General features: G+C 72.7%; 20 protein-coding genes. 7 read left to right on the plus strand and 13 right to left on the minus strand.

Features of this window, described 5'->3' with window-relative positions; translation table 11 throughout:
- Positions 1-1,677: an energy-dependent translational throttle protein EttA gene (gene ettA, locus QSK15_RS12495; RefSeq protein ID WP_279519362.1), complete on the minus strand. Its 1,677-nt coding sequence runs from the start codon at positions 1,675-1,677 to the stop codon at positions 1-3.
- Positions 1,678-1,887: 210 nt separating this feature from the next.
- Between ettA and QSK15_RS12500 the strand changes: the two genes are divergently transcribed.
- The 4 genes from QSK15_RS12500 to otsB all read left to right on the plus strand — a co-directional run bounded on the left by QSK15_RS12500 (position 1,888) and on the right by otsB (position 6,708).
- Positions 1,888-2,172: a hypothetical protein gene (locus tag QSK15_RS12500; protein ID WP_285794418.1), complete on the plus strand. Its 285-nt coding sequence runs from the start codon at positions 1,888-1,890 to the stop codon at positions 2,170-2,172.
- Positions 2,169-2,561 carry a hypothetical protein gene (locus QSK15_RS12505; protein ID WP_285794419.1) on the plus strand — a complete coding sequence of 131 codons (393 nt, stop codon included), beginning with the start codon at positions 2,169-2,171 and terminating at the stop codon, positions 2,559-2,561. Before QSK15_RS12500 ends, QSK15_RS12505 begins: the two co-directional genes overlap by 4 nt.
- 143 nt (positions 2,562-2,704) lie before the next feature.
- Positions 2,705-4,105 (plus strand): alpha,alpha-trehalose-phosphate synthase (UDP-forming), encoded by a 1,401-nt coding sequence (locus QSK15_RS12510; protein ID WP_030488230.1) that lies wholly within the window; start codon positions 2,705-2,707, stop codon positions 4,103-4,105.
- Between the two features lie 41 nt (positions 4,106-4,146).
- Positions 4,147-6,708 carry a trehalose-phosphatase gene (gene otsB, locus QSK15_RS12515; protein WP_051708603.1) on the plus strand — a complete coding sequence of 854 codons (2,562 nt, stop codon included), beginning with the start codon at positions 4,147-4,149 and terminating at the stop codon, positions 6,706-6,708.
- A 184-nt stretch (positions 6,709-6,892) separates the two neighbouring features.
- Here otsB and cobA read toward each other — a convergent pair whose 3' ends face one another.
- From cobA to cobC, 3 genes are read right to left on the minus strand one after another with little or no spacing between them, the layout of a single operon-like run.
- On the minus strand, positions 6,893-8,224 hold the full coding sequence (cobA, locus tag QSK15_RS12520) for a uroporphyrinogen-III C-methyltransferase (protein ID WP_285794420.1): 1,332 nt from the start codon (positions 8,222-8,224) through the stop codon (positions 6,893-6,895).
- A 40-nt stretch (positions 8,225-8,264) separates the two neighbouring features.
- Complete coding sequence (locus tag QSK15_RS12525; protein WP_285795099.1) at positions 8,265-9,425, minus strand: nicotinate-nucleotide--dimethylbenzimidazole phosphoribosyltransferase; 1,161 nt, start codon at positions 9,423-9,425, stop codon at positions 8,265-8,267.
- Positions 9,425-10,510 carry an Rv2231c family histidinol phosphate aminotransferase CobC gene (cobC, locus tag QSK15_RS12530; RefSeq protein ID WP_285794421.1) on the minus strand — a complete coding sequence of 362 codons (1,086 nt, stop codon included), beginning with the start codon at positions 10,508-10,510 and terminating at the stop codon, positions 9,425-9,427. The genes QSK15_RS12525 and cobC overlap by 1 nt, the downstream gene beginning before the upstream one ends.
- Positions 10,511-10,631: 121 nt before the next feature.
- Between cobC and QSK15_RS12535 the strand changes: the two genes are divergently transcribed.
- Positions 10,632-12,761 carry a transglycosylase domain-containing protein gene (locus QSK15_RS12535; protein ID WP_285794422.1) on the plus strand — a complete coding sequence of 710 codons (2,130 nt, stop codon included), beginning with the start codon at positions 10,632-10,634 and terminating at the stop codon, positions 12,759-12,761.
- A 96-nt stretch (positions 12,762-12,857) separates the two neighbouring features.
- Here QSK15_RS12535 and QSK15_RS12540 read toward each other — a convergent pair whose 3' ends face one another.
- Positions 12,858-13,427 (minus strand): GNAT family N-acetyltransferase, encoded by a 570-nt coding sequence (locus QSK15_RS12540; RefSeq protein ID WP_210866014.1) that lies wholly within the window; start codon positions 13,425-13,427, stop codon positions 12,858-12,860.
- Entirely contained in the window at positions 13,424-14,827 is a 1,404-nt protein-coding gene (locus QSK15_RS12545; protein ID WP_285794423.1) for a cobyrinic acid a,c-diamide synthase CobB, read from the minus strand. Before QSK15_RS12545 ends, QSK15_RS12540 begins: the two co-directional genes overlap by 4 nt.
- 206 nt (positions 14,828-15,033) lie before the next feature.
- Here QSK15_RS12545 and QSK15_RS12550 point away from each other — a divergent pair, with 206 nt between their 5' ends.
- On the plus strand, positions 15,034-15,855 hold the full coding sequence (locus QSK15_RS12550) for an SURF1 family cytochrome oxidase biogenesis protein (RefSeq protein ID WP_285794424.1): 822 nt from the start codon (positions 15,034-15,036) through the stop codon (positions 15,853-15,855).
- Positions 15,856-15,865: 10 nt separating this feature from the next.
- On the opposite strand, the gene QSK15_RS12555 is transcribed toward QSK15_RS12550, so the two are convergent.
- The 5 genes from QSK15_RS12555 to QSK15_RS12575 form a co-directional block, all read right to left on the minus strand.
- Positions 15,866-17,458: an ATP-dependent DNA ligase gene (locus QSK15_RS12555; RefSeq protein WP_285794425.1), complete on the minus strand. Its 1,593-nt coding sequence runs from the start codon at positions 17,456-17,458 to the stop codon at positions 15,866-15,868.
- 101 nt (positions 17,459-17,559) lie between these two features.
- Positions 17,560-17,766: a hypothetical protein gene (locus QSK15_RS12560; protein WP_030333429.1), complete on the minus strand. Its 207-nt coding sequence runs from the start codon at positions 17,764-17,766 to the stop codon at positions 17,560-17,562.
- Positions 17,767-17,964: 198 nt separating this feature from the next.
- Positions 17,965-19,308, minus strand: a complete 1,344-nt coding sequence (locus QSK15_RS12565) for a dipeptidase (protein ID WP_285795100.1) — start codon at positions 19,306-19,308, stop codon at positions 17,965-17,967.
- A 36-nt stretch (positions 19,309-19,344) separates the two neighbouring features.
- Entirely contained in the window at positions 19,345-20,490 is a 1,146-nt protein-coding gene (locus QSK15_RS12570) for a M48 family metallopeptidase (RefSeq protein WP_285794426.1), read from the minus strand.
- A gap of 67 nt (positions 20,491-20,557) precedes the next feature.
- Entirely contained in the window at positions 20,558-21,202 is a 645-nt protein-coding gene (locus QSK15_RS12575) for a uridine kinase family protein (RefSeq protein WP_285795101.1), read from the minus strand.
- A 292-nt stretch (positions 21,203-21,494) separates the two neighbouring features.
- Here QSK15_RS12575 and QSK15_RS12580 point away from each other — a divergent pair, with 292 nt between their 5' ends.
- Positions 21,495-21,896, plus strand: a complete 402-nt coding sequence (locus tag QSK15_RS12580) for a rhodanese-like domain-containing protein (RefSeq protein ID WP_030333422.1) — start codon at positions 21,495-21,497, stop codon at positions 21,894-21,896.
- A gap of 163 nt (positions 21,897-22,059) precedes the next feature.
- Here QSK15_RS12580 and QSK15_RS12585 read toward each other — a convergent pair whose 3' ends face one another.
- Together QSK15_RS12585 and QSK15_RS12590 are read right to left on the minus strand one after the other, a co-directional pair.
- A complete protein-coding gene (locus tag QSK15_RS12585) occupies positions 22,060-23,601 on the minus strand; it encodes a cobyric acid synthase (protein WP_285794427.1) in 1,542 nt (513 codons plus the stop codon).
- Entirely contained in the window at positions 23,598-24,602 is a 1,005-nt protein-coding gene (locus tag QSK15_RS12590) for a cobalamin biosynthesis protein (RefSeq protein ID WP_285795102.1), read from the minus strand. Before QSK15_RS12590 ends, QSK15_RS12585 begins: the two co-directional genes overlap by 4 nt.
- Between the last annotated feature and the right edge of the window lie 238 nt (positions 24,603-24,840).

Raw genomic sequence — 24,840 nt, forward strand, 5'->3', positions numbered from 1 at the left:
TCAGTCGCGGGTCAGCTTGCGGTAGGTCACCCGGTGCGGCCGGGCGGCCTCCGCGCCGAGGCGATCGATCTTGTTCTTCTCGTACGCCTCGAAGTTGCCCTCGAACCAGAACCACTTCGCCGGATTCTGGTCGTCGCCCTCCCAGGCGAGGATGTGCGTGGCGACGCGGTCCAGGAACATCCGGTCGTGGGAGATGACCACGGCGCAGCCGGGGAACTCCAGCAGCGCGTTCTCCAGGCTGGACAGCGTCTCCACGTCCAGGTCGTTCGTCGGCTCGTCGAGCAGGATGACGTTGCCGCCGATCTTCAGCGTCAGCGCCAGGTTGAGCCGGTTGCGCTCCCCGCCGGAGAGCACCTTGGTCGGCTTCTGCTGGTCCGGGCCCTTGAAGCCGAACGCGGCGATGTACGCCCGCGACGGCATCTCAACCTTGCCCACCATCAGGTAGTCCAGTCCGTCGGAGACGACCTCCCAGACGGTCTTGTCGCCGTTGAGGCCCTCCCGGTTCTGGTCGACGTACGACAGCGAGACCGTCTCGCCGACCCGGACCGACCCGCCGGTCGGCTGCTCCAGCCCGACGATGGTCTTGAACAGGGTGGTCTTGCCGACACCGTTCGGACCGATGATGCCGACGATGCCGTTGCGGGGCAGCGAGAACGACAGGTTGTCGATCAGCAGCCGGTCACCGAAGCCCTTGCTGAGGTTGTTCGCCTCGATCACCGTGCTGCCCAGGCGCGGGCCCGGCGGGATCTGGATCTCCTCGAAGTCCAGCTTGCGGGTCTTCTCCGCCTCGCTGGCCATCTCGTCGTAGCGGTCCAGGCGGGCCTTGGACTTGGTCTGCCGGGCCTTGGCGTTGGAGCGGACCCAGTCCAGCTCCTCGGTGAGGCGCTTCTTCATCTTGGCGTCGCGGCGGCCCTCGACGGCCAGCCGGGCGGCCTTCTTCTCCAGGTAGGTGGAGTAGTTGCCCTCGTACCCGATGGCCCGGCCACGGTCCAGCTCCAGGATCCAGCCGGCCACGTTGTCGAGGAAGTACCGGTCGTGGGTGATCGCCATGACGGTGCCGGCGTACTTCGCCAGGTGCTGCTCCAGCCAGGAGACGCTCTCCGCGTCCAGGTGGTTGGTGGGCTCGTCGAGCAGCAGCAGGTCGGGCGCCTCCAGCAGCAGCTTGCAGAGCGCGACCCGGCGGCGTTCACCGCCGGAGAGCTGGGTCACGTCGGCGTCCGGCGGCGGGCACCGCAGCGCGTCCATGGCCAGTTCGAGCTTGGAGTCGATGTCCCAGGCGTCGAGGTGGTCGAGCTCCTCCTGGAGCTTGCCCATCTCCTCCATCAGCTCGTCGGAGTAGTCGGTCGCCATCTGCTCGGCGATCTTGTTGAACCGCTCCAGCTTGGCCTTGGTCTCGGCGACCGCCTCCTCGACATTGCCGAGCACGGTCTTGGCCTCGTTGAGCGGGGGCTCCTGGGCGAGCATGCCGACGGTGTAGCCGGGCATCAGCCGGGCCTCGCCGTTGCTCGGCTTGTCCAGCCCTGCCATGATCTTGAGAAGGCTGGACTTACCGGCGCCGTTGGGGCCGAGCACACCGATCTTGGCCCCCGGCAGGAAGCTCAACGTGACGTTGTCGAGCACGACCTTGTCGCCGTGCGCCTTGCGCGCCTTTTCCAGGACGTAGATGTACTGGGCCACGGTGCGGGCTACCTCCGTCGGTTGCTGTCGCTGATCGGCGGCGCGGCGCGGGCTGCGAGGACCGCCCGCCGCCGCCGGCCGGGAGCCGGCCGCGCGCACGCCATCGTCAATCCTGACAGGTACGACGCGCTTCGCCCACATCACCCCGCCCCAGGAGTACGCGGGCGAGCCTTCTTGCCCAGCGCCGGTAGGGCAAATTACGGTTTCGGTATGACCAAGAAGATCACCATCAGCCTGCCCGATGAGCTTGCCGACAGGCTGGCCGACGAGCCGAACGCCTCCGCCTATGTCGCCGAGTCTCTGCGACGGAGGGTGGCCGGTGAGAAAACGCGGGAGATCCTCCGGCGGGTTGGTTTTGAGATCACCGACGAGGGCGTAGCGCGGGTACACGCCGAGATGGAGCAGTTGCGGGCGAGCATCACCCCCGAACTGCGCGAACAGGCGGCCCAGCTCCAGGCAGAGGTCTTGGCAGCACGCGCGAGAGCGCGCCGGTGACGGGCTACGGCTTGGCGCTGGATGCGACCGCCCTGCTGGCCTACTCGTCGTCGGAACGGGATGTCGGTCACCGCATCGCGGAAGCCGCTGACTATGGCGTGCACGTGCTGGTGCCGGCACTCTGTCTCGTTCGTGCGCACCAGGAGGCCACTCCCGGTCAGTGGGAGATGCTCGAAGTGCTCGCCGCGTTGCCGCACATCCGGGTGACCCCGGTCGAGCCGGACATGTGCTCGTTTCTCGGCGGATGGTCGCGCCGAATGGCCGGGCACACGGACCTGGCCCAGTTGGCGATGGACGCCGCCGCCCACCCCCTCACACCGATCATCACGGATCGGCGGGAACTGCTGGGTGAGGTGTTGCCCAAGGAATGGCCCATCATCGACCTCTGACCAGCACTGCTGTCGAGAAGATCACCTTCAGGGTTCGGTCAGACCGAGGCGGGTAGGAGACTCCGGCACTAGGCACAAGACGCCGCAGCTACGCTCAGTACGCTCATCGCGGTGGACCCGTCAGTACCCGGAGGTGGCCGATCGTGACCGTCCGTAGCTCCTTTGTCGTAGTGGCGAACCGTCTGCCGGTCGACGAGGTGAGCACACCCGAGGGCCGGCAGTGGCGACGTAGCCCTGGCGGGCTGGTCACCGCGCTGCATCCCGTCCTCGCCGAACACCAGGGCACCTGGGTCGGCTGGGCCGGTGGCACCGGCGCCGCCCCCGAGCCGTTCGACCTGGAGGGGATCCGGCTGCACCCGGTCCCGCTCAGCGCCGAGGAGCTGGAGCGCTACTACGAGGGCCAGTCCAACGCGACGATCTGGCCGCTCTACCACGACGCCGTGGAGACGCCGGCCTACAAGCGCCGGTGGCGCGAGGCGTACCGCCTGGTCAACGCCCGGTTCGCGGAGGCCGCGGCCGACGTGGCGGCCGAGGGCGCGACGGTCTGGGTGCAGGACTACCAGCTCCAGTTGGTCCCGGCGATGCTCCGTGAGCTCCGCCCGGACCTGCGGATCGGGTTCTTCCTGCACATCCCGTTCCCGCCGATCGAGCTGTTCATGCAGATGCCGTTCCGCACCGAGATCCTGCGCGGCCTGCTCGGTGCCGACCTGGTCGGCTTCCAGCAGCGGCTGGCCGCGCAGAACTTCGTCCGGCTGGCCCGGCACCTGCTCGGGCTGCGCTACGAGGGGCAGATGATCCAGGTCGACGGTCGGCAGGTGAAGGCGGGCGCCTTCCCCATCTCGATCGACACCCAGGAGATGGAGCGGATGGCCGCCGACCCGGCGATCCAGGCCCGGGCCAAGCAGATCCGCGCCGAACTGGGCGACCCGAAGACGATAATCCTGGGCGTGGACCGACTGGACTACACCAAGGGCATCGAGTTGCGGCTCAAGGCCTTCCGGGAACTGCTGGCTGACGGAAAGTTGACAGTTCCCGACGCGGTCATGGTTCAGGTCGCCACGCCCAGCCGTGAGCGCGTGGAGCACTACCAGGCACTACGGGTCAAGGTGGAGCGCGAGGTCGGCCGGATCAACGGCGAGTTCGGTCGGGTCGGCGTGCCGGCGGTCCATTACCTCCATCAGTCGTACAGTCGCAGTGAGCTGGCGGCGATGTACGTTGCTGCCGACGTGATGATGGTGACCCCGCTGCGAGACGGAATGAACCTCGTGGCGAAGGAATACGTAGCATCACGTGCCGACCAGGGTGGCGCGCTCGTACTCAGTGAGTTCGCCGGTGCCGCCACCGAGCTTCGCCAGGCATTTTTGTGTAACCCGCACGACCCGGACGCGGTCAAGGACGCCCTCCTCCGGGCCGTGCACGTGGAGAAAACCGAGGCACGCCGCCGGATGCGGACAATGCAACGTCACCTGCGTACCCACGACGTGGGCCACTGGGCCAAGTCTTTCCTCTCGGAGCTGGGAGTTCCCGAGGCGGAGGCCGAGTGAACACGTCCGTCAACGATGGGGCGGCAATCGCCACCGGGGTCATGGACCCTGAGTTGCGCGCCGCCATCGGCCGGATCGCCCGGGTCCCCCAGCTCCTGGTCGCCTGCGACTACGACGGCACGCTCGCGCCGATCGTGGAGGATCCGAGCACGGCCGTCCCGCTGCCCGAGTCGGTGGCCGCGGTCCGCGCACTCGCCGCGCTGCCGCAGACCACCGTCGCGGTGGTCTCCGGTCGGGCGCTACGCGACCTGGCCGCCCTCTCCCGGCTGCCCAGCGAGGTGCACCTCGTCGGCAGCCACGGCTCCGAGTTCGACATCGGCTTCGTCGAGCGGCTCTCGCCCGAGCTGGTCGCCGTCCGCACCCAGGTCCGCAACGCGCTGCGCGAGATCGCCGCCGAGCACCCCGGCATCCGGCTGGAACGCAAACCGGCAAGCGTCGCCATGCACACCCGGGGAATCGATCCGCAGGTAGCGGCCTCGGCCATCGAGGCGGTGCTCAACGGTCCGGCCACCTTCGACGGCGTCACGGTGACCCAGGGCAAGGAGGTCATCGAGCTCTCCGTGGTGGCCACCCACAAGGGCACCGCTGTCGACCAGCTCCGGACCCAGCTCGCCGCCAGCGCGGTGCTGTTCATCGGTGACGACATCACCGATGAGAACGCGTTCGGCAACCTGCACGGTCCCGACCTCGGCATCAAGATCGGCCCCGGTGACACCCAGGCCGGCTACCGGGTGGCCGACCCGCTGGAGGCGGCGCGGGCACTCGCGCTGCTGCTGGAGACCCGCCGGCACTGGCTGTTCGGCGAGCGGGCGGTGCCGATCGAGCGGCACTCCATGCTGGCCAACGGTCGTACCGTCGCGTTGCTCACCCCCGAGGCCAAGGTGAGCTGGCTCTGCCACCCCAAGCCGGACTCGGCGGCGATCTTCGCCGATCTGGTCGGTGGCAGCCCGGCCGGCCACTTCAGCATCGTCCCGGAACGTGGCGGCATCCCGCTGGGTCAGCGCTACCGCTCCGGCACGATGACCGTGGAGACCCGTTGGTCCGGGCTCACCGTCACCGACTGGTTGGACAAGCCGGCCCGGGAGACCACCCCGGACGGCCCGGCGGTCGTCACCGGGGACTCGACCCTGGTCCGGGTGCTGACCGGCGGCGGCAAGGCCCGGGTGGAGTTCGCGCCTCGACCGGAGTTCGGCCAGGTGGCCGTGCAGTTGCAGCCGCTCGGCGACGGCCTGCTGGTGCTCGGCTCCAACGAGCCGGTCGCGCTCTACTCCCCCGGCGTGCAGTGGGAGGTCGGCAACGACGGTGGGTACGAGACCGCCAAGGCGATCGTCGACCTTTCCGCGGCCGGCGGGCAGGTCGTGCTGGAGCTGCGCTTCGGCACGCACAGCCTGGAGCACCACCGGGTGCCGATCCACGAGCGTCAGGCCGCCGCCGAGCAGCCGTGGAAGGACTGGGTGGCCTCGCTGCGGCTGCCCTCCACCGCTCGTGACCTGGTCGCGCGCAGCGCCCTCACCCTGCGCGGGCTCTGCCACGAGGCCACCGGCTCGATCCTGGCCGCGGCGACCACCTCGCTCCCCGAAGAGCTGGGCGGCGTCCGCAACTGGGACTACCGCTACTGCTGGCTGCGCGACGCCGCGCTGACCGCCCGCGCCCTGGTCGACCTGGGCTCCGTCGAGGAGGCTGAGGCGCTGCTGCGCTGGGTGGACGGCTGCATCGAGCGCACCGGCGGGCACCCGGAGCGGCTGCACCCGCTCTACACCATCGACGGTTACGAGCTGGGCGCCGAGGCGGTCATCGACACGCTGCCCGGGTACGCCGGCTCCCGGCCGGTCCGGGTCGGCAACCTCGCCAACCACCAGTTGCAGCTGGACGTCTTCGGCCCGATCGCCGACCTGATCGCGGCCGTCGCCGATGCTCGCGGCTCGGTCCGCGACGACGAGTGGCGCGTTCTGGAGAACATGGTCGAGGCGGTCCGCCGCCGCTGGCACGAGCCCGACCACGGCATCTGGGAGGCCCGGCTGCCACCCCGGCACCACGTGTTCTCCAAGGTGATGTGCTGGATGACGGTCGACCGGGCGCTGCACGTGATGCGCCAGCACGGCGGCGAGGACCGGCCCGAGTGGAAGGACCTGCGGGACCGGATCGGCGCCAATGTGCTGGAGCACGGCTGGCACTCGGACGTCGAGGCGTACAGCGTCGCGTACGGGGACGAGGACATGGACGCCTCGTCGCTCTGGATCGGGCTCTCCGGCCTGCTCCCGGGCGACGACCCGCGCTTCCTGTCCACAGTCCTGCGGATCGAGGCGGACCTGCGCAGCGGCCCGGTCGTCTACCGCTACCACTGGGACGACGGCCTGCCCGGCCGCGAGGGCGGTTTCCACATCTGCACGGCGTGGCTGATCGAGGCGTACCTGCGCACCGGCCGCCGCACCGACGCCGAGGAGCTGTTCGCGCAGATGGTGCTGACCGCCGGCCCGACCGGCCTGCTCCCCGAGCAGTACGACCCGCTGGCCGAGCGCGGCCTGGGCAACCACCCGCAGGCGTACAGCCACCTCGGGCTGATCCGCTGCGCCCTGCTGCTGGACAACATGCTCAAGCAGTAGTTCGACAGCTCGTACGACGGGCCGGAGGCGCAAGCGCCTCCGGCCCGTTCCACGTCCGTGCCCCGCGCCAAGATCCGGACAACTTCCCTGATACTGCTGCCTCCGGCGCGCGGGAGGCAGCAAGATCCCCGATGTTGCGCAGATCTTGCGGGAGTGCGCCGGCGCGGATCGGGGTGCCTTGTTCTCAGACGGCCAGGGCGTCCACCACGTCGCCCACCACGACGACAGCCGGTGGGCGCAGGTCGGCCGCGAGGGCGTCGGCGGCCACCTCGCCCAGCGTGGAGCGCAGGACCCGTTGGGTGCCGGTGGTGGCTTCCTGGACCACGGCGGCCGGCGTCTGCGGCGACCGACCGTGGGCGATCAGGGTGGCCGTGATGGCGGCGAGGTTCTTCAGCCCCATCAGGATCACCAGGGTGCCGTGCAGACCGGCGAGGGCGTCCCAACGCACCAGCGAGGCCGGCGAGTCGGGTGCCAGGTGCCCGGAGACCACTGTGAACTCGTGCGCCACCCCCCGATGGGTGACCGGAATCCCGGCCGCCGCCGGGGCGGCGATCGAACTGGTCACCCCGGGGACCACTGTCACCGGCACACCGGCCGCCGCGCAGGCCAGCAACTCCTCACCACCCCGCCCGAAGACGTACGGGTCGCCGCCCTTGAGCCGGACCACGACGGCGCCGGCCAGGGCCCGGTCGACCAGGATCTGATTGATCTCCTCCTGGGCCCGGGACGGGCCGTAGGGGATCTTCGAGGCGTCCACCAGCTCGACGTCCGGGCGCAGCTCGTCCAGGAGCAGGCCGGGCACCAGCCGGTCGGCGACCACCACGTCCGCCTCGGTGAGCAGCCGCCAGCCCTTGACCGTGATCAGCTCGGGGTCACCAGGCCCCGCCCCGACCAGCGCCACCCGCCCGGCCCGCCGCCCACCGCCCGCACCGTGTGCGTCGGTCGCGCCGGTTGCACCGTCCGCGCTGTCCGCGCCGGCTGTGCCGACCACGTCGGTCCCACCTGTCGCACCGGCCGGAGGGCCGGGTTGGCCCCGCGTCGAAGCGATCCCGTCCGTTCCCAGACGGACCGCGAGCAGCTCACGGATCGCGTCGCGGACGGTCATCGCCCGTCGGGGGTCGCCACCGCCGAGCACCGCCACGGTGACCGGGCCATGCCGGGTCACCGCCGGGGTCCAGGCGGTGGCGGCCGTGCGGTCGTCGGCCCGGACGCAGAAGATCCGTCGCTCGGCGGCGACGGCGCTCACCGAGGCCGCCGCCATCGGGTCGTCGATGGCGACCTGGACCAGCCAGGCACCGTCCAGGTCCTCGGGCTGGAACCGGCGCGGCACCCAGTGCAGCCGCCCCGCGTCGACCCGGGCGCGCAGCGCCGGGGTCAGCTCCGGGGCCACCAGCAGGACGTCCGCACCGGCGTCCAGCAGCGCGGGCACCCGCCGGGTGGCGACCGCGCCGCCGCCCACCACCACCACCCGTCGCCCGTGCAGCCGCAGGCCGAGCGGGTACGGGTTGGCGGTCATGCCGCACCGCCGGGGCGGACGGCTCGTTCGTCGCGCGCTGTCACTTCTCGGCCACCCCGGCGGAGTCGAAGGTGGCCACCTCGTGCAGCACCCGGACCGCGCCGGTGACCACCGGCAACGCCAGTAGCGCGCCGGTGCCCTCGCCGAGGCGCAGCCCCAGGTCGATCAGCGGGTCGAGCCCGAGGTGCCGCAGCGCCACGGTGGCACCTGGCTCGGCCGAGCGGTGGCCGGCGACCATCGCGCAGACCGCGGCCGGGGCGAACGCGGCGGCGGCGAGGGCGGCCGAGACCCCGATCACGCCGTCCAGCAGCACCGGCGTGCGGCGCGCCGCGGCACCCAGGATCAGCCCGGCCAGGGCGGCGTGCTCCAGGCCACCGACGGCGGCCAGCACCCCCAGCGGGTCGGCCGGGTCGGGGGTGTGCCGGGCCAGCGCGGCCCGCACCACCGCCACCTTGTGGGCGTACGTCGGGTCGTCGACACCGGTGCCCCGACCGGTGGCGTCGAGCGCGTCGACGCCGGTGAACGCGGCGATCAGCGCGGCGGCCGGGGTGGTGTTGCCGATGCCCATGTCCCCGGTGAGCAGGATGCCGGCGCCGGCGTCGATCAGCTCGTCGGCGATCCGGATGCCGGTCTGTACCGCCGCCAGCGCCTCGTCCCGGGTCAGCGCGGTGGTCACTGTGAGATCACGGGTGCCCGGGCGGACCGACGCGACGACCAGCCGGGGCACTGCCGGGTCGAGCACGGCCGGACCTGTGACCGCCGGGTCGAGCACGGCCGGACCTGTGACCGCCGGGTCGAGCGCAGCTGGATCGGAGCCGGCCGGCGCGGCCGCCGGGTCGGTGGGCAGCGGGGTGGCCACGCCGACGTCGACGACGGTGACCGAGGCACCGGCCTGCCGGGCGAACGCGTTGACCACCGCACCGCCGGCCAGGAAGTTGCCGATCATCTGCGCGGTGACCTCCTGCGGCCAGGGGCTGACCCCCTGGGCGTGCACTCCGTGGTCGCCAGCGAAGATCGCCACCGCGGCCGGCTCGGGCAGCGGCGGTGGGCACGCCCCGGCCAGACCGGCGAGGCGTACCGAAAGCTCCTCCAGCGCGCCCAGCGAGCCCACCGGCTTGGTCAGCCGTCCGTGCAGCTCGCGGGCGGCGGCCATGGCCGCCTCGTCGGCCGGGCGGATCGCCGCGATCGTGGTCTCCAGCATCATGCCTCCATGGTCTCGCGCAGCACGTCGATGAACGCGTCGGTGGTGTTTCGGTCGCGTACCGCCGCCCGCAGCCAGTCCGGCCCGAGGCCGGGGAAGGTGTCGCCTCGGCGTACCGCCCAGCCGCGCTCCCGCAGTGCCGCCCGGATGCGGGTGGCGCCCGGCAGATGCAGCAACACGAACGCGCTGGCGGGCGGGCCGACGACGCGTACACCGGGCAGGTCGGCGAGTCGCGCGACCAGGTGGTCGCGGTCGGCGGCGAGGTCGGCGGCGATCGCGCGTTCGGCCTGGACCGCGACGGCGCTGGCGCACGCCGACGCGGCCGCCAGCGCGGGCGTGGAGACGGCCCAGAGCGGCTGGACGGCGGCCAGCCGGGACAGCAACTCCGCATCGCCCAGCAGGTAGCCGATCCGCAGGCCGGCCAGTCCCCACGTCTTGGTGAGGCTGCGCACCACGAGCAACCCGGGCAGGTCGCGGCGTTCGGCCAGCGACTCCGGCTCGCCGGGGTGCCCGGGGGCGGTGGTGGTGTCGGCGAACGCCTCGTCAACCACCAGCACCCGGCCGGGGCGGGCCAGCGCGGCCACCGTCCGGGCGGGGTGCAGCACCGAGGTCGGGTTCGTCGGGTTGCCGATCATCACGAGGTCGGCGTCAACGGGCACCCGGGACGGGTCGAGCCGGAAGTCGTCGGCGGCGTCGAGCAGCACCCGCTCGACCTGGTGTCCGGCGGCCCGCAACGCGGCCTCCGGCTCGGTGAACTGCGGGTGCACCACCACGGGGCGGCGGACGCCGCGCAGCGCCTGTGCGATCAGCACGAAGCCTTCGGCGGCGCCGGCGGTGAGCAGCACCTCGTTCGGGTGACGGCGGTGTCGGGCGGCGACCGCCGCCCGGGCCGGCGCCGGGTCCGGATAGCGGGCGAGGTCGGTGAGGGTCGCGGCGATCGGGTCGGCGAGCCAGGCGGGAGGCCGCGCCCGACGGACGTTGACGGCGAGGTCGATCAGGCCGGCGGTGGCCTCCGCGTCGCCGTGGTGCCCGAGGTCCGGCTCGAACCCGGTAGCTGGGGCGAGCGTGCTCGGCTGATCAGACATGTCCGCGATCCTGCCGGGAAGGTGGCCGGTGGGACAGCCGATCTCGACGTAAGCCGCGTCACCACTCGGCGGTTTAAGAGTTCTTCTCATGTACGAATCGGAAATGTCATAACTTGACCAGGTGAGCAATCGACCCCTTGCCGCCGCCGGTCGTCTCGTCCCTCTCCTGCGTGCCGGGCTGATCGCCGGAATCGTGATCGCCGCCGTCGCGTACCCACTTGTCGCCCTCACCGGGCTCGGCGCGAAGGCCACCGCGCACGCCGTGGACCAGAAGACCCGGGTGCTGAAGACCGCCCTGCCCGCCGAGACCTCGTACCTCTACGCCCCCGACGGCAAGACCGTCCTGACCATGTTCTACGAGGAGTACCGGCAGTACACCAAGCTGTCGGACATGTCGCCGAACATCCAGCAGGCGATCGTCGCGGCCGAGGACTCCCGCTTCTACCAGCACCACGGCGTCGACCCGAAGGGCGTGGCCCGGGCCTTCGTCTCCAACGCCCGCTCCGGCGGCTCCCAGGGCGCCTCGACGCTGACCATGCAGTACGTCCGGATGGCCCTGCGGGACAGCGCGACCACGCCCAAACAGGTCCAGGAAGCCACCCAGCAGACCAGCCTGCGCAAGATCAAGGAAATGCGGATGGCGTTGGACCTGGAGAAGGAGCTGAGCAAGGAACAGATCATGGAGCGCTACCTGAACTCGGCGTACTTCGGGCACCGCGCGTACGGCATCTACGCGGCCAGCGAGATCTTCTTCTCCAAGACCCCCAAGGACCTCACCCCGGTCGAGGCCGCCACCCTCGCCGGACTGGTCAAGTCCCCGTCCGAGTACGACCCGGCCGACTCCGACCAGAAGGAGGCCACCGGCCGGCGCAACTACGTGCTGGACCGGATGAGCCAACTCGGCTACCTCTCCCCCGACTCGGCCGCCGCCGCCAAGTCCGAGCCGATCCGGCTCAAGCTGACCACCCCACCGCACGACTGCGCGGCCATCCCAGAGAAGTACAACAGCTGGGGCTTCGCCTGCGACTACCTGAAGAACTGGTGGAGCGCGCAGCCCGCGTTCGGCGCGAACCGGCTGGAACGGATGGACAACCTGCGCCGGGGCGGCTACCGGATCGTGCTCAGCCTCGACCCGAAGATCCAGGAGGCGGCGGAGAAGAGCGTCGGCGCAAAGGAGGCCACCGGCAGCCCGTTCGCCAACGGCATCGTGGTCTCCGAGCCGGGCACCGGGCGGGTGAAGGCGATGGCGGTCAACCGGACGTACTCGCTGGACCTGGCCGAGAATCCACAGAGCTCCAACCCCGAGGCCGGGCCGAAGGTGAAGGCCAACTACCCGAACACGGTCGCGCCGCTGCTCGGAGGCGGTGACCTGGCCGGCTACCAGGCCGGGTCGACGTTCAAGATGTTCCCGATGCTGGCCGCGCTGGACTCGGGGATGACCCTCTCCACCTCGTTCAACGCGCCCTACCGCTACAAGTCGTCCGTGTACGACGGCTGGGCCCCGTCCAACGCCAGCGCGGCCATGACCGGTCAGCAGACCATGTGGTCCGGCTTCGGCAAATCGGTCAACACGTACTTCGTGTGGCTGGAGGAGAAGGTCGGCGCGGACCGGGCGGTCCGGTTGGCCGAACAGCTCGGGCTGCGCTGGCGCACCGACGTCGACCGGGAACAGGCGTCCCCGGCCAAGGCGAAGAAGTGGGGCGCGTTCACACTGGGCGTCTCCGACGCCACCCCACTGGAGATGGCGAACGCCTACGCCGCCATCGCCGCCGATGGCCGCTACTGCGAGGCCATCCCCGTTCAAGCGATCATGAACCGCGACGGCACGCCCGCCACGTACGCCACCCCGGGCGGCCTGCACCGCGAAGTGGCCAAGCCACGGTGCCGGCAGGTCGTCAGCGCCGACGCCGCGCGGGCAGCCACCGACGCGGCCCGCTGCCCCACCGGCGACACCCCGGCGCGCGGCAGTTGCGGCGGCTGGTCCACCGCCGACAGCGTGCGGGGCACCGTCGGACGCCCGGTGGCCGGCAAGACGGGTACGACCGACAGCACCAGGTCGGCCTGGTTCGTGGGCTACACCCCGGAGTTGGCGGCGGCGAGCTTCATCTCCGACCCGGACAATCCGTTCAATGCGGTCGGTGACGGGCAGTCCCAGATCCCCATCAAGGCGGTCTCGGAGACCCTGCGTGACGGCCTGAAGGGCAGCCCGACCCGCCAGTTCACCCCACCGTCCGACGCTATCGTCGGCTGACCGGCGCGCTGGTCAGCGCAGGTCAACGGTGACTCAACGCAGGTCGGCGGCGACTCAGCGCAGGTCGGCGGCGACTCAGCGCAGGTCGGCGGCGACTCAGCGCAGGTCGGCGGCGACGAACGACCACAGCTCCAGATCCACCCGGCCGCCGCTGACGAACCCGGCATTTCGCAGCAGACCCTCGTAGCTGAACCCGGCCTTCTCGGCGACCCGGCGCGAGGCCAGGTTGCCGGGCGCCACCCGCAGCTCGACCCGTTGGAAGCCGTGCTCCAGGATCAGCGCGATGGCCACCGCGTCGACCGCCTCGGCGGCGAAGCCGAAGCCCCGCGCGGGTGCCGCCATCGCGTAGGAGATCTCGGTGAGGCGGGCGCCCCAGTCGGTACGCCGGGTCCACAGCGAGCCCACCACCTGGTCGTCCTCGCGCCGCACCACCGCGTAGTGGTCGCCCTCCCCGCTGTCGCGCCGCTGCCGGGCCAGATCGGTGCACCAGGCCAGGCCGTCGATCGGGCCGGAGTCGTCGGGCAGCGGCAGCCAACGCCGGGTCAGCTTGTCGGCGAAGATCTCCCCGGCCGCCGCCGCGTCGGCCGCCGTGAGCTGACGCACCTCGGTACGCGGGGTGGAGACGGTCAACGCCGGGAATCGGCGCACCGCCACCTGACCGATCACACCGGCACCCCGCCGGACTGCGCGGCTACCACCTCGCCCGTCGGGTCGGCCGCCGCCGCGGCGACCAGCCGGGTGGCCGTCGCCGGATGGCTGGCCCAGTGCACGGTGAGCTGCGAAGCGTGCACGTTACGCCAGACGAAACCCTCCGGCGCACCGCCCTCCCAGCTCCAGGCCGGGCGCTGGCCGGCGCGCGGGGTGAGCACCGCACGGTGCGCCTTGTGCCCGACCAGCACCGTGCCGCTGGCGGCGACCACACTGTCGGTCTGGGCGGTCGCCTCCCGGTAGCCGGCCACCACCCCGTCCCGGCTGACGCCGACCGCGTCCAGGACACCGCACATCGGCAGCCCGTCCAACTCCCGGGCCAGCCACAGCAGCCCGGCGCCCTCGGCGATCACCGGACGCCCGGTCCGCGCCAACTCGGCCACCGCGATGCAGAGCCGCCGGTTGGCCGACAACTGCCCGGCGTACGCCTCGGGCAGCGCGCCGCCGACGACCAACGCGCGGGTGCCGACCGGCAGCGCCTCGTCGCGCAGCGGGTCCAGGACGACGACCTCGGCGCCGGCGGCCCGGAGCAACTCCGCCGTCTCCGGGTGGCTGAAGCTGCCGCCCGGCCCACCGGCCACCGCCACCAGCGGACGGTTCGCCGGGGGTGTGAACGCGCCGATGGCCTCCTCGGGAGACCAGGCCGGCGCCGGCAGCGGCGGGGCGGAGCGGGCCAGCCCGAGCAGCCGTTCCAGGTCGACAGTGGCGGCGACGGCCTCGCCCAGCCGGCGGACCGCCCGGACGGCGTCGGCCGAGTCGTCGACCACCGGCGCCACACCGTGCCGCCGCGACGGCAGCACCGCCGGCAGGTCCTGGCGACGCAGCGCGCCGTAGACCGGCACCCCCACGTCGTCCAACGCCTCGCGCAGCATCCCCTCGTGCCGCGACGACGCCACCCGGTTGAGGATCACCCCGCCGAGCCACAACTGCTCGTCGTACGAGCGGAACCCGTGCACCAGGGCGGCCACCGACTGACCCATCGCGGCCACGTCGACAACGAGCACCACCGGGCTGCGCAGCGCGGCGGCCGCGGCGGCGGTGGACTCCTGCTCGGGACGGCCACCGACCGAGTCGTACAACCCCATGCTGCCCTGCACCACGGCGAGCCCGGCACCGGTGGCGCCGTGCGCCACCAGCGGGGCGAGGCGGTCGACGCCGACGAGCCGGGGGTCGATCACCCGACCCGGCCGGCCGGAGGCGAGACCGAGGTAGGCGGCGTCGACGTGATCCGGCCCGAGCTTGAACCCGGCGACGTCGACCCCGCGCTCGGCCAGGGCGGCGAGCAGCCCGATCGCCAGCGCGTTCTTACCGTGCCCGGAGGACGGCGCGCTGAGCACCAGGCGCGGCACGACGGTCATCATCGACTCCTCGCGAGCGGCGGCGGGTACGCGACGGGACGACCGGGGCCGATCCGTCGGCGTGACGATACCCGCCCGGCTGGAGGCGCGAGCACCGCCAACCGGGGCGGACGGTCCGGCCCTGGCAGGGGCCCCGGGCGACGATCCCGGCCCGGTCCGGCCCGGTCCAGGTCAGTGGCGCCGGTCATACGAGTAGCCTCGGTGCCGTGTACCGGTTCCTGCTGAGCCCACGCTGGCTGGGCGCTCTCGCGCTGACCCTGGTCGCCGCCGCCGTCATGGTGTTCCTGGGCAACTGGCAGCTGGACCGTTACCGGGGACGCACCGAGGTCAACGAGCGGATCGACGCGGGCCAGCGGATGGCCCCCGCGCCGCTCGCCGACGCGCTGCGCGCCCCCAGCGGCGGCCCCGGGACGGTGGGTCCGGCCCCCGCCGAGGACAAGGTCTGGACCCGGGTCACCGTCACCGGCCGGTACGACCCCGCGAACACCGTGCTGGTCCGCGGCCGCACGGTGGACAGCCGGGTCGGCTTCGAGGTGCTCACCCCGCTGGTGCTCACCGACGGCACGGCGCTGCTGGTGGACCGGGGTTGGATCCCGCCGGCACCCGGTGGGGCGACCGCCCAGCCGTCGGTGCCGGCCGCGCCGACCGGCGACGTGACGGTGGTCGGACGGGTGCACGAGACCGAGAGCGGCGCCGGCGCGGTGGCCCGACGTGACGGGCTGCTGGAGATCCGGCGGATCGGGGTGTCCCGGCTGGCCGGCGAGCTTCCCTACCCGGTCTACGGCGCCTACCTGCTGCTCGACGAGCAGACCCCGGCAGCCGATCCGGTGTTCAAGGCGGTGCCGGTCGGGCACGCCAACAACTGGCAGAACTTCGGCTACGTCGTGCAGTGGTGGCTGTTCGCGGTGATGGCCCTGTTCGGCTACGGCTGGGTGGCCCGCCGTGAGGCCCGCCGGGCCGCCGGCATCGGCGTCACCGAGGCTCCCCTGGACCGGGCGGCCGAGCCGACACCGACCGCGTCCGCCTGACCTCGCCCCGTCAGCCGCTCACCCGGCCGGCGTGGATGGCGCGGACCGCGTCGATGGTGTCCGCCTCGGCGGCGGACTTGTCGTCGCGGTAACGCACCACCCGGGCGAACCGCAGCGCCATCCCGCCGGGATAGCGCGAACTCGTCTGCACCCCGTCGAAGGCGATCTCCACCACCTGCTCGGGCCGGACCCGGACGACCCAGTCGCCGCGCTCGACCGCGAGGTCGAGGAACCGCTCGGTCTGCCAGCGCAGCAGCTCGTCGGTGAGCCCCTTGAACGTCTTGCCGAGCATGACGAAGTCGCCGGTGCGCGCGTCACGCGCACCGAGATGCAGGTTGGACAGCCAGCCCTTGCGTCGGCCGCTGCCCCACTCGACGGCGAGGACCACCAGGTCGAGCGTGTGTCGCGGTTTCACCTTGACCCAGGCGGAACCGCGCCGGCCGGCGTCGTAGGGGGCGTCCGGGGCCTTGACCACCACGCCCTCCTGCCCGGCGTCGAGCGCTGCGGCGAACGCGGTGGCGGCCTGCTCCGGATCGTCGACCTCCATCCGGCCGACCAGCAGCGACGAATCCACCGCACCGGCGAGGGCGGCCCACCGCTCCCGGCCGGGGAGGTCGATCAGATCCTCTCCGTCGAGGTGCAGCAGGTCGAAGAAGTACGGGGTGAGCACCGTCGCACCCGTGCTGGCAGCCGCCGCGAGCACCGCCGGGGCGACCGGGCTGCGCCCGGTGGTGCTGGGGGTGGTGCGTCGGGCGGCCCGGCTCGACGTCTGTTGGAACGGCAGCGGGCGGCCGGTCTCGTCCAGGCCGATCGCTTCGCCGTCGAGGACCATCTCCCGGCCGGGCAGGGCGCGGACCGCGGCGACCACCTCGGGCACCCGGGTGGTGATCTCGTCGAGGCTGCGGGTGAAGACCGCGATGTCGGTGCCGGAGCGGTGCACCTGGATGCGGATGCCGTCGAGCTTCACGTCGACCACCGCCGGCGTGCCGGTCGCGGCGAGCGCCTCGTCGACCGAGGGGGCGCTCTGCGCGAGCATCGGCGCCAGTGGCCGGCCGACCCGCAGACCGAACCCGGCCAGCTCGGCGGCCCCGCCGGCCAGCGCGGCCACCGCCACGGCCCGCAGATCACCGGCGAGCAGCAGCGCCCGGCGGACCGCGGCCACCGGCACCTCGGCGGCCCGGGCCACCGCGTCCGCGAGGAGCCCGGCCTGGGCGCCCTGACGTAGCTCGCCGCTGAACAGACCGGTGAGCAGGCGCTGCTCATCGGCCGTCGCCGCCGCGTAGAGGGCGCCGAGCAGCGCCCGACGTCGAGCCTGCGAGCCCGAGCCGTGCACGGCGGCGATCTGCGCGATGGCGGCGTCAACGGCGGCCACCGTCAACGTCGGCTCGGCGGCCGGCGGCGGCAGGTCACGCAGGCTCGCGTAGCCGACCCCGGTCTGCCGTTGGCGCAGCTCACCGGCGAGATAGCCGGCGCCGGGCTCGACCTCGTCGGGATCCAGTCGGCGCAGCGCGTCAGCGAGCAGCTCCACCTTGGCGCGTCGGCCGCTGGTGGCACCGACGGCGGCGGAGGTGGCTGCCAGATCGAGGAACCGCACGCAGCTCATCCTGCCAGTCACCTCCGACACCGCCCGGGCATTGCCGTGCCCGGGCGGTGTCGGCAGGGTGCCGCCCGCTCACGCGGACGACGGATCAGGCGGAAGGCGGATCAGGCGGAGACGGGCTCCTCGATGCGCAGCCCCCGGGCCCGGACCTCGCCGGCCACGCGGGAGAGCACCGAGTCGAGGGCGACCAGTGCGGCGGAGAGCTCACCGAGCTGTTCGTTGAGCGTGTCCTCGGACCACGCGGAGACGTCGACATCTCCCAGCGCGCTGACAGCGGCCCCCAACCGGGCCATCACCTCGTTCGTACTCATGTACGAAAGGCTATAACAGACAGCGGACCGACACGCCGTAAACCCCCAGATCAGACCCAAACTTGCCGGGCCGCCCGCAGCCGCGTGCCCCGACGCCAAGATCCGCGCAACATCACTGTTGTTGGTGCCTCCCGCGTCGCGGAGGCAGCAACATCCGGGAAGTTGCGCGGATCTTGGGCGTGGGGTGGGGGCACAGCGCTAGCTGGCGGCGGCGCCCACCTTGCCCAGCAGGAGCGCCTCGGCGAGGCAGACCCGGGCGAACTCCCCCAGGTGCAGGCTCTCGTTCGGGCCGTGCGCACGGGCGTGCGGGTCCTCCACACCGGTCACCAGGATCGCCGCCTTCGGGAACATCTCCTGGAAGGTGGCGATGAACGGAATCGAGCCGCCGACGCCGATGTCCACCGGGTCGGTGCCGTCCCAGGCGTCCCGGAAAGCCGCCCGGGCGGCGTCGAACATCGGCCCGGACGCGTCGATCACACACGGGTCACCGTCGTGCTCGAAGGTCACGGTCACCTGCGCACCCCACGGCGCGTGCTGCTCCAGGTGCGCGCGCACCGCCGCGTACGCCCGCTTGCTGTCGTCGCCCGGGGCGAGCCGGATGCTGAGCTTCGCCTTCGCGGTCGGGACCAGGGCGTTCGGCGCCTCGCCCGTGGACGGCGCGTCGACGCCGAGGATGGCCAGCGCCGGCTTGGTCCAGAGCCGGTCGGTGATCCGGCCGGTGCCGATGAACCCCACGCCGTCGGCCAACCCCGCCTCGGCCCGGATCCGGTCCTCCGGGTAGTCGACGGTGGCGCCCTCCCGGCCGACCAGCCCTTCCACCGCCACGTCACCGGCGTCGTCGTGCAGCGTCGCCAACAACCGGACCAGCGCGGTGAGCGCGTCCGGCACGGCGCCGCCGAACATGCCGCTGTGCACCGCCTGGTCGAGCGTGCGCACCTCGACGAAGCAGTTGACGATGCCCCGCAGCGAGGTGGTCAACGCCGGTACGCCGATGTCCCAGTTACCGGAGTCGGCGATCACGATGACGTCGGAGGCGAGCTTGTCACGGTGCTCGACCAGCAACTGCTCCAGCGAGTCGGAGCCGTACTCCTCCTCGCCCTCGATGAACAGGACCACGCCGACCGGCAGCGCGTCACCGTACGCGCGCAGCGCCGCGACGTGCGCCATGATGCCGGCCTTGTCGTCGGCCGCGCCCCGGGCGTAGAGCCGGCCGTCCCGTTCCACCGGCTCGAACGGGTCGGACTCCCACAGCGACAGGTCGCCGACCGGCTGGACGTCGTGGTGGGCGTAGAGCAGCACGGTGGGCGCACCGGGCGGCGCGGCCCGACGGCCGATCACCGCCGGCTGGCCGCCGGATCGCACGATCTCGACGTCCAGGCCGCAACCGCGCAGCAGCTCGGCCACCGCCTCGGCGGAGCGTTCCACGTGTGAGTGGTCGAAGCCCTCGAAGGCGATGCCGGGGATGCGGACGAGGCGCTCCAGGTCGGCCCGGACGCCGGGCATCTCCCGCTCGACGGCGGCTCGCACCTCGGACTCGGACATGATCGGTGAGGTCATGACCGGCATCGTATGCCGGCCTTACCTGGGCGTGCCGGCGGAGCCCGTACCGTCACCGCTGTCCGTGGGGCCGGCGCCCGCCCGCGCGCCGGGGGCGGCCCGCCCGGCGCGCTGGGCGCGGGCTGCCGCCTCGGTGGCCGCGTCCATCCAGGAACGGGCCCGACCGGCGGTGCCGCCCACCCACTCGCCGACGTCGCTCGCACCGTCGCCGAGCCGGCGCAGCAACCCGACCAGCGGGTCACTGGACCTGCTGAACTCCTCCCGGTACGACTCGGCAGCCGCCTTGATCTCCTCCGTGACGCTGGTCGAGCTGTCGTCCTCGCGGCGTGGGTAGTCCCCGGCCAGCACCCGCCCGTACGCCCCGGAGTCGATCCACTGGCGCAGCTGCGCCGCCCGCGCCACCGGCACCGGGTGGGTGCTCCACGCGGTCATCCGGATCTTGTGCAGGCTGTCGCGCAGGTCGCCGCCGCCGGCGTACTCGGCGGCCTGCTCCAGGAACGCGGTGGTGTCGACCTGGGACAGGTCACCGCCACCGGCCAGCTTCATCAACAGTCGCAACGCTGCGGCCGGGTCCTGCCCGGCGAGCAGGCCCGCCCGGTCGGCGGACAGCTCCGCCTTGCGCCACCACTCCAGCATCGCCGCGATGATGGCCCGCAGCGCGATCGCGCCGACCGGCAACCAGCTCAGGTTGGCAGCCCAGCGGGTGAGGATCATGAGCATGGTCTTGTAGACCGCGTGCCCGCTGCCCACGTGCCCCAGCTCGTGGCCGAGCAGACAGCGCAGCTCGTCCTCGTCGAGTTGTTGCACGCACGCGGAGTTGAGCACGATGAACGGACGCTCCAGCCCGACCGCCTCGGCACCCAACCAGGGCGACTGGGTCACGTACAACTCGGGCAGCTCGGCCACGTCGAGCGCCGCCGCGGCCTCGGTGTAGCGCTGCCACACCGCCGGGTACTGCCGGTGGTCGACCCGGATGCCGGAGGCCAGCACGGACAGCCGGAAACCCCGCTCGTTCCACATGCCGAAGAACGACCGCACCACGTCGTCGAAACCGCGCAGCTCCCGCAGCGCGACCAGGGCGCCCCGGTCGGCGGGATGCTCCCAGGCCCGTGAGCTGATGCCGGTGAGGGTGATCCGACGCCGCGCTGGCGCGTCCGCTGCCGTCATGGTGGCTCCCCGTTCGCCGTAGCTCCCCGCATCGTGCCGTAGTCGGTGGCCGACGTCCATGCCCCGCTCAGCGCAGCCGCACGTAGTACCGGTCCGCGTCGTGCGGCAGGCTGGGCGCGCCGTCGACCACCAGGTCGGCGTGGGTCGCGGTCTCGTCGACGGCGAAGTGCGCCCGCTCCCCGTCGTGCCAGCGGCGCAGCTCGGGCAGGATCTCCGGCCCGTCCCGGGCGACCGCGCGTGCCAGCCGCAGCGACGCGGGTGCGGTGACGAACACGGCCAGCGTCAGCTCCGGCCGCACCACCGCGCGGGCGGCGCTGACCCCCTCGACCAGCAGCACCGGAGCCGCCGGCACCGGCACCGGCCGCGGCAGGAAACGGTGCCGGACCCAGCTGTACCGCCGGTAGGCACCCGGCTTCCCGACGCGCAGCGGGGCGAGCACCCAGTCGTCGAGCCGGGGCCAGAAGGTGATCTGGTCGCCCCATCCGTCGAGCAGGTCGTCGGTGTGCACCACCGGCGGTCGGTCGCCGAGCGGCCCCGCCAGGGCATCCGCGAGCTGCGCGGCGAACCGGCTCTTGCCCGCGCCGCTCGGCCCGTCGACGGCGACCAGCCGGGTCCGCCCCAACCGCGCCGGGCCCGCGAGCACCCGACGGGCCAGTTCGGCGTACGCCTCGACGACCGCCACGGTCGGCCCGGCAGTCTCCGGGTTCAGCACAACCTCGTGTGGTGCATGACCGAAGTATGCCGTCCCCACCGGCGGGCATGGTGATCGCTCCGGTCCGGTGCGGTCACGGTGTTCCTGCCGAGGGGACGCCACGCTATCGGGTGCCCGGCCATGTCGATCATGCTGGCTGAGGGGCCAGGGTGCGCCATGACCCGTCCGGCTGGTCGCCCTGGCCGGCCACCGTCACGTCCGGGGGAATTGGGGCGACGACGGGTGACGGGCGGCCCGTTCGCCGCCCGGGGTGCCACCGAATCGGGATGATCGGGTGGTGCTCCGAGACGTGATGAGCCCCGGCATAGACGCCCTGCTCGAACAGGCCCGCGCCGGGCTGCACCGACTGACGCCGCAGCAGACCGTCGAGGCGGTCCGCGGCGGCGCGTTGCTGGTCGACACCCGTACCGACCTGCAACGCCGCGAACAGGGCGACCTGCCGGGCGCGGTCGTCATCGACCGGACCGTACTGGAGTGGCGCCTCGATCCGGCCAGCGCCTGGCGGATCCCGGAGGCCACCGGATACGACCGGGAGATCGTGCTGGTGTGCCGGCAGGGCTACAGCTCCAGCCTGGCCGCCGCCAGTTTGCAGACCCTCGGGCTGCGCCGGGCCACCGACATGATCGGCGGTGTGGACGCCTGGCTCGCCGCCGGCCTGCCCACCACCGACCGTCCCGCCGACGTCCGCCCCTGACTCCCACCACCCTGCGCCCACCTCGGGCGGGCAGCCGGCTCACGATCGCTGCTCGATCCAGGAAACTGGCCCCTCCTCGCGCGGACGAGGCCCCTGGAACAACGATCGAGCACGATCATGGGCGGCCCCCCGCCTGCACGGTCCCCAGGGGACGGTGTGCCGGTCAGGAGGGTGGCGCGCCGGGTGGGATGAAGGGGAGGCCGGCGGGTGGGCCGGCTTCGATGAGCCGCCAGAGGGCATCGGTGTCCAGGTGTTCCTCGACCAGGTCGCCGAGCAGATCAAGCGAGCGTTCCCGGGCGGCGGCGAAGCTGGTGGCCGGTGCGACCCGGAACCCGCTGCGGCCGGCCAGGCGAGCCGCCTCGGTGAGGAACCATCGGCGGAAGCCGTCGGACTCGAACGCCCCGTGCCAGTGCGTGCCGTGCACCGCGCCGAGCACGGCCCCCTCTCCGACACCGTCGTCGCCGGTCAGCAGCGGCGGCAGGCTGGGGTCGGCCTGGGACACGTACCCGTGGTGGATCTCGTAGCCGTGCACCGGAAGGCCACCGTGGCCGGTGCCCACCGACTGCCGCACGGTCTTGCGCGGATCGAAGGTGATCTCGATGGGCAGCAGACCGAGCCCCGGCACGCTGCCCTGCCGACTCTCCACCGGGTCGTGGATGGCGCGGCCGAGCATCTGGAAGCCGCCGCAGAGGCCGAGCAGAGGTTTGCCGGCCGCCACATGGGTGGCCACCGCGTCGGCGAGGCCGGTCTCGCGCAGCCAGGCGAGGTCGGCGACGGTGGACTTGGAGCCGGGCAGGACGACCAGGTCGGCGGCGGCCAGCTCGGCCGGTTCGATGGTGAGGCGTACCCGGACACCCGGCTCGGTGGCGAGCGCCTCCACGTCGGTGGCATTGCTGACCCGGGGCAGGCGGACGACGGCCACATCCAGCCATTCGGTGCCGTGCGGGGCGGCGGGGCGCCCGAGCACCCGGCCGTAGGCGAGAGAGTCCTCCGCGTCGAGCCACAGGTCCAGTGCCCAGGGCAGCACCCCGTACGTGGGGCGGCCGGTGACCTGACGCAGCATGTCCAGGCCCGGCTGGAGCAGCCCCCGGTCACCCCGGAACTTGTTGATCACGAAGCCGGCGATCAGCGCCTGGTCGGCCGGGTCGAGCAGGGCCACGGTGCCGAACATCGAGGCGAACACACCGCCCCGGTCGATGTCGCCGACGACGATGGTGGGCAGGTTGGCGTGCCGGGCCAGCCCCATGTTGACGTAGTCACCGGCCCGCAGGTTGATCTCGGCGGGGCTGCCGGCGCCCTCGCAGATCACCACGTCGTACGTCTCGCGCAGCTCGGCGAGCGCGGCGTACGCGGTCTCGGCGAGCCGGGGACGCAACTGCCGGAAGGTGCCGGCGGTGATCGTGTCGACCGCCTCGCCCAGCAGCACCACCTGACTGGCCAGGTCACTGCCCGGCTTGAGCAGCACCGGGTTGAACCGCAGGTCGGGTGCGAGCCCGCACGCGGCAGCCTGCATGGCCTGGGCGCGCCCGATCTCGCCGCCGCGCCCGTCCGGCCCGACGACCACCGCCGAGTTGTTCGACATGTTCTGCGCCTTGTACGGCGCCACCTTCACGCCCTGGCGGTGCAGCCAGCGACAGATGCCGGCGGTGAGCACGCTCTTGCCCGCGTCGGACGTCGTGCCGGCCACCAGCAGCCCACCACTCACCGCCCGCTCCGCCCGGCCAGTCCGCGCGTTCCGGTCACGGCGGTCAACCCGCGCCTGCTCACCGCGCCAACCAACCGGCCGAGGGTCACCGGGTACGCGGCGGACAGCCCCACCGCGGCCAGCCCCACCGCGCCGGAGATCCGTGCGGCCCGCTTCAGGTGCCGCGCCTCCGGGCGGGGTCCGTCGCCGAGGAACGGCCGCACCTCGGAGCGCCCGAAGTAGACGTTGCGGCCGCCGAGGCGGACCCCGAGCGCACCGGCCATCGCCGCCTCGCACTGGCCGGCGTTGGGGCTCGGGTGGTCGTTGCGGTCGCGCAACCACACCTGCCAGGCGCGCTGGCGGTCCCCGTGCGCGACCGGCGCGACGGCGACGGTGAGCAGCCCGGTCAGCCGGGACGGCACGAGGTTGAGCGCGTCGTCCAGCCGAGCGGCCGGGGTGCCGAACCGCGCGTAGCGCGCCGACCGGTGCCCGACCATCGCGTCGAGGGTGTTCGCCGCGCGGTAGCCCAGCAGCCCGGGCAGGCCGGCGACCGCACCCCAGAGCAGCGGAGCGACGACCGCGTCGGAGGTGTTCTCGGCGACCGATTCGACTGTGGCACGGGCCAGTTCCGACTCGCCGAGCGTCGACGGGTCCCGCCCGCAGAGATTGCCGAGGCGTCGCCGGGCAGCGGGCAGGTCACCGTCACGCAGCGTCCGACCCATGACGGTCGCCTCGCGCCGCAACGTGCGGCCGCCCAGCACGCTCCACGTGCCGGCCGCCACGAGCACCGCCCGGGTCACCGGCCGGTGCCGGGTAGCCGCCGCGGCGACAGCTCCGAGCAGCACCGGCCCGCCGACGGCCAGCGCGGTGAAGGCCGTACCCGCCGTTCGGTCCGGGCGGTAGAGGCGGCGCTCCAGCGCGCCTGCGGCCTGCCCGAAGCCGGCCACCGGATGCCAGCGGCGGGGGTCGCCGAGCAGCCTGTCCAGCGCGTAACCGGCCAGCAGCCCCACCGCGTTCGCCATCGGCGCTGTCCGTCGCACCCGCACCACCTCCGGCCGGCCAGCCTAGACGAGCACCCCGGGAACCAGCCCAACCCACGGTGCCGCACCGGCAACGAGAACCACTGAAGCGACCGGGCGGCCCCCGCCGATGCCCGTCACGCGGGGTGACGACGCTGATCACGCCGCCACCCCGCCCCCGTCGTGCCGCACCGCACCACACGGAGCCTCAGACCTCCGCGCCCGAACGCAGTGCCTCCCG

Origin of the sequence: Micromonospora sp. NBRC 107095 (assembly GCF_030269705.1) — a bacterium.
GTDB lineage: Bacteria > Actinomycetota > Actinomycetes > Mycobacteriales > Micromonosporaceae > Micromonospora > Micromonospora parva.

What these genes read in the sequence shown, in the direction of transcription:
- cobA (WP_285794420.1), bottom strand. Translation starts at nt 8,224, where the DNA reads ATGACCGCCAACCCGTACCCGCTCGGCCTGCGGCTGCACGGGCGACGG.
- QSK15_RS12525 (WP_285795099.1), bottom strand. Translation starts at nt 9,425, where the DNA reads ATGCTGGAGACCACGATCGCGGCGATCCGCCCGGCCGACGAGGCGGCC.
- QSK15_RS12565 (WP_285795100.1), bottom strand. Translation starts at nt 19,308, where the DNA reads ATGTCCGAGTCCGAGGTGCGAGCCGCCGTCGAGCGGGAGATGCCCGGC.
- QSK15_RS12555 (WP_285794425.1), bottom strand. Translation starts at nt 17,458, where the DNA reads ATGAGCTGCGTGCGGTTCCTCGATCTGGCAGCCACCTCCGCCGCCGTC.
- otsB (WP_051708603.1), top strand. Translation starts at nt 4,147, where the DNA reads ATGGACCCTGAGTTGCGCGCCGCCATCGGCCGGATCGCCCGGGTCCCC.
- QSK15_RS12545 (WP_285794423.1), bottom strand. Translation starts at nt 14,827, where the DNA reads ATGACCGTCGTGCCGCGCCTGGTGCTCAGCGCGCCGTCCTCCGGGCAC.
- QSK15_RS12580 (WP_030333422.1), top strand. Translation starts at nt 21,495, where the DNA reads ATGAGCCCCGGCATAGACGCCCTGCTCGAACAGGCCCGCGCCGGGCTG.
- QSK15_RS12500 (WP_285794418.1), top strand. Translation starts at nt 1,888, where the DNA reads ATGACCAAGAAGATCACCATCAGCCTGCCCGATGAGCTTGCCGACAGG.
- QSK15_RS12560 (WP_030333429.1), bottom strand. Translation starts at nt 17,766, where the DNA reads ATGAGTACGAACGAGGTGATGGCCCGGTTGGGGGCCGCTGTCAGCGCG.
- QSK15_RS12570 (WP_285794426.1), bottom strand. Translation starts at nt 20,490, where the DNA reads ATGACGGCAGCGGACGCGCCAGCGCGGCGTCGGATCACCCTCACCGGC.
- cobC (WP_285794421.1), bottom strand. Translation starts at nt 10,510, where the DNA reads ATGTCTGATCAGCCGAGCACGCTCGCCCCAGCTACCGGGTTCGAGCCG.
- QSK15_RS12590 (WP_285795102.1), bottom strand. Translation starts at nt 24,602, where the DNA reads ATGGCGAACGCGGTGGGGCTGCTGGCCGGTTACGCGCTGGACAGGCTG.